Source organism: Blautia glucerasea, from assembly GCF_013304385.1.
Classification (GTDB): Bacteria; Bacillota; Clostridia; order Lachnospirales; family Lachnospiraceae; genus Blautia_A; species Blautia_A ammoniilytica.
In genome coordinates, this window is record NZ_JAAITU010000088.1 from 1 (window position 1) to 3,748 (window position 3,748).

Below are 3,748 nucleotides of genomic sequence, written 5' to 3' on the forward strand. Positions count from 1 at the left end.
AAATGTAAAACGAATAGTAAGATTAGAAGAGCTGGCTATGGAGTAAGCCATAGCTTTTTTGTGCTTTTTCTAAAAAAAAATTGAAAAAATATAAAAGAAAAACTTCCACTTAAGAAAAAATGGAAGTTTTTCAGTGCCCTTATTGTGCATAACTTCCCGGCATATATGCAAGACACATAATCGTAAATACCAGCCATTTTCTATTTTTTTTACTCATGGAAACTCCCTTCATTCTTCAAAGCCATACGGACAAGAACTAATATCATAATTTTTATTCTCAACCAGATCATTTAATGGAAATTTTGCAATTACTGCACGGATATCCTTTATACGCTTTCCATAATCGCCCCATTTTACAATCACTTCTTCGCGCTCTTTGGCATATTCCATATCTATGGTACATTCAGAAATCATTTTATGATAATGGGAACTATATACCGCACTACTGGATAAACCAATAACCTTGCCATCCCTTGTGGTAACATAGTCCTGATGTCCTCCACACATGCCCGGAACGCAACAGGGATACTCCATCTGCTTATAAGGCTCCCCCTCTCCATACAAAGATGCCTGTACATCTAAAATATCTTCCGGATTCCAAATTAAAGATACAATCATCTTTTGAGGATTTGACATTTCTTTCTCAAGAGCTTTTCTTCCAATAAAGTCATGATCCAATTTTGCCATCCATTGCCAGCCAACCTCTACCGGCGTCCGGAAACGTGCACGAAGATTCTCTGGTTCAACACTTCCAGTATATGAAATATTTGCAGGTGACATTTCTACAACCTTCGGATCTTTATAGGAAGCGCTCTCAAATGATACCGTAACTTGCGGATAGCCTCCAAAAGCATGATTCACCGGATAACTCCGCCATCCAAGCCTCTTTAATCCCATAGGTTTTCCGATCTCATAAGCCGCATGATATACATTGGGACCATCTTCTTTTAAACCACGAATTTCATATGCAAGTGTTCCACTCATCCCAATCCTGTTCACTTCCACTTCAATATTCAGTCCCGGAATACTTACCTTACGAAATTGCAAAAATGCTAGATCATGAAGATTCGTATTCGTAAGTTTTTCTATAATTGTTAATGACTTTGGTCCTGAAAATTGAAAGACAAAGATATCACGCATGGTCATTTTCACATCATAAGCACCAGTCTCCAACAGTTTCATTGCTGCAAATGGAAGTGCAGCCGTAATCCGATATGTATTATCGTCGTCTTTCATACTAAGACAATGAGCTGCTATCAATCCTTCTTCATCAAGCATAACCAAATGTTTATTTTTTCCGTTTTTCCATTTGCTAATGTTATTCATACAAAGTTTTGAGAGAAACGCCTGTGCATCTTTTCCTTGGAATGTAATTTCAGCCCCACTAATCCCTGCATGAATATAACATGTTTCTGCCCACGATTTACAAGTTTCATACCAAGGATCAGCCTCCCAAGTATAAAGATTCCCAATATTCTGAAAATAGGTTAAAACATCTTTATACTTGGGCTCATAATCTACTCTCGCGCCAATATAATCCTCCACTACACTTTCCTCCTTATTCCGCTAATACCCCAAATCATTCCCAGCTCTGTTCCCTCTTTTGCATAGTCCGGGTTGATAAAGCCCAGTGAAATCTTGCTGTTGTAATGATAAGAAATAATCCCACTTTTTTTAATCTCGCATCACAATTATTTACTCAAATTTTCTTAACCGTCGGCGCCTGAACAGTCACATTTGATATTTACATTCTAAAACGATTGATCATCTTTGTCATTGGTTATATGATTCAACTACTAATACCTTTTTCGTTATTTTTAACCCGATTTAGATAATCTTATAAAAAATACATTTATCCATTATTCTTGATTCACTTTAACAATACTACAAAGTTTTTATGACCTCTTCATAATTGATATATCGTTTATTCAATCAAATCTCTTTGAAACCTCAACAAAAATTTTATATATTTAACCAATGGCATATCCATACTAAATCGTGATCGACGTGAATCAGCACCGCCAGATTGATGCATGTCCCATTCGGTCTGCGATTGCTAATCCCGTAAATCCCATATTAATCAATAACGATACATGGGAATGCCTCAAATCATACACACGGATTCGCTTCACCCCAGATATTTTTGAGCCTCTATTCATTTCATGATGCAGATAAGATTTGGAAATTTTGAAAATCCGTTTGTCCTCTTTCGGCTCATACAGCATTTTCAGGTAATCCTGCATCTCATCACACAAAAACTGCGGCATCTTAATGGTTCGATTACTTTTTAATGTCTTTGGCGGTGTAATCACATCTTCCCGGTGCAGTCTCTGATAGGACTTGTTAATCCGTAGTGTATGCGTTTCAAGCTTCTCGTTTTGTAGGAAATCCTCTTTTGGATGACTGGTGCGTTTCTCCTGTCCAAAGCAAAGAACTTGACGCAAAATATTTATGGCTTGATTTTGAACCTTTATCTCCGCTATAAAAAGTACCTAGCATCGTTATCAATGCTCCGACATGCTGTAAGAAATCCTCTGCATATCAAAACCGTAAAAGCGAAGGTCTTCGCCTTCCAATGCACTTTCATTGTACTGGCGCATATAGGAGATGTAATAAATGGAAAGAAATGGCCTTTGCTGGTGCGGCAGTGGAAAGAAATATAAAAAATGCCACATGGCAATTGAAGAAAAATTAAAGCTTCATGCGGACAGAGGCGAAATCGTCCCAAACCGCAAGCTGCTAAAAACTCCATTCTAGATTGAAAAGATCAAAGAAAGCGCTGCCCTGAATACCGCGGTGCTGGATGCGGTCGCAGAGCAGATCCACATCGGAATGAGTACCGAAGAGATCGACAAGATCGTTTATGATGTAACAACAAAGAATGGCGGCATCCCCGCCCCCCTGCATTATCAGGGATTCCCGAAAAGTGTATGCACTTCATTAAATAATGAGATATGCCATGGGATTCCGGATAAGAATATCATTCTCCAGGAGGGCGATATCATCAATGTGGATGTATCAACCATTCTGAACGGCTATTTTTCAGATGCCTCCCGCATGTTTAAAATGGGGAAAATCTCCGAGCGCGCCGAGCGCATTATAAAGGTAACTGAAGAATGCGTAGAACTGGGGCTGGCCGCTGCTAAGCCCTGGGGGCATCTGGGTGATATCGCGGATGCAATCAACACACACGCCCGAGCCAACGGTTACTCCGTTGTGGAAGAGATCGGCGGACACGGCATTGGGCTGCAGTTCCATGAAGACCCGTTTGTCAGCTATATAACGCCTAAGGGAAGCGAGATGCTTCTTGTGCCTGGTATGATGTTCACCATTGAGCCGATGATTAATGAGGGAAGCCCTGATTTCTTTATCGATGAAAAGAATGACTGGACCGTTTATACTATTGATGACGGGCTATCCGCACAGATCGAATATATGGTCATGATCACCGAGGACGGGGTTGAAGTATTAGCAAAATAAGAAACGCGTTAGAAAAGCCAGTCAGTAAAAAGAAGTACTGCTTTGATTACTCTACTTCGTAAACCTTATTGCATGGAAAAGATGATAATTTGAAATCCAATATTGTTTTAAACAAAGACGGCCAGGAAAAGGGAGACTATGAAGAAAAGTCTGTAAATAATAATCTTCTATGATAATGATTGAGCTGGAAGCGCTAAATTGGAGCTTCCAGCTCTTGCTATATATATACGACATGATTTCGGGCATGTCAAGAGCAGACGTCAAAAGC

At 39.5% G+C, this 3,748-nt stretch carries 2 protein-coding genes and 2 pseudogenes; 1 reads left to right on the forward strand and 3 read right to left on the reverse strand.

Annotated elements, in window-relative coordinates:
* Positions 1 to 228: 228 nt before the first annotated feature.
* The 3 genes and pseudogenes from G5B11_RS18290 to G5B11_RS19810 all read right to left on the reverse strand — a co-directional run bounded on the left by G5B11_RS18290 (position 229) and on the right by G5B11_RS19810 (position 2,499).
* Positions 229 to 1,545, reverse strand: coding sequence for an aminomethyl transferase family protein (locus tag G5B11_RS18290; protein ID WP_173729285.1), 1,317 nt, complete (start codon positions 1,543 to 1,545; stop codon positions 229 to 231).
* Positions 1,546 to 2,024: 479 nt separating this feature from the next.
* Positions 2,025 to 2,357 (reverse strand): annotated as a pseudogene (locus G5B11_RS18295) (site-specific integrase); the annotation flags it as partial.
* Between the two features lie 7 nt (positions 2,358 to 2,364).
* Positions 2,365 to 2,499 carry a DUF6219 family protein gene (locus G5B11_RS19810; RefSeq protein WP_420360630.1) on the reverse strand — a complete coding sequence of 45 codons (135 nt, stop codon included), beginning with the start codon at positions 2,497 to 2,499 and terminating at the stop codon, positions 2,365 to 2,367.
* A 117-nt stretch (positions 2,500 to 2,616) separates the two neighbouring features.
* On the opposite strand from G5B11_RS19810, the pseudogene G5B11_RS18300 reads away from it, so the two are divergent.
* Positions 2,617 to 3,480: pseudogene (locus G5B11_RS18300) on the forward strand (methionyl aminopeptidase).
* The last annotated feature ends 268 nt before the right edge of the window (positions 3,481 to 3,748 follow it).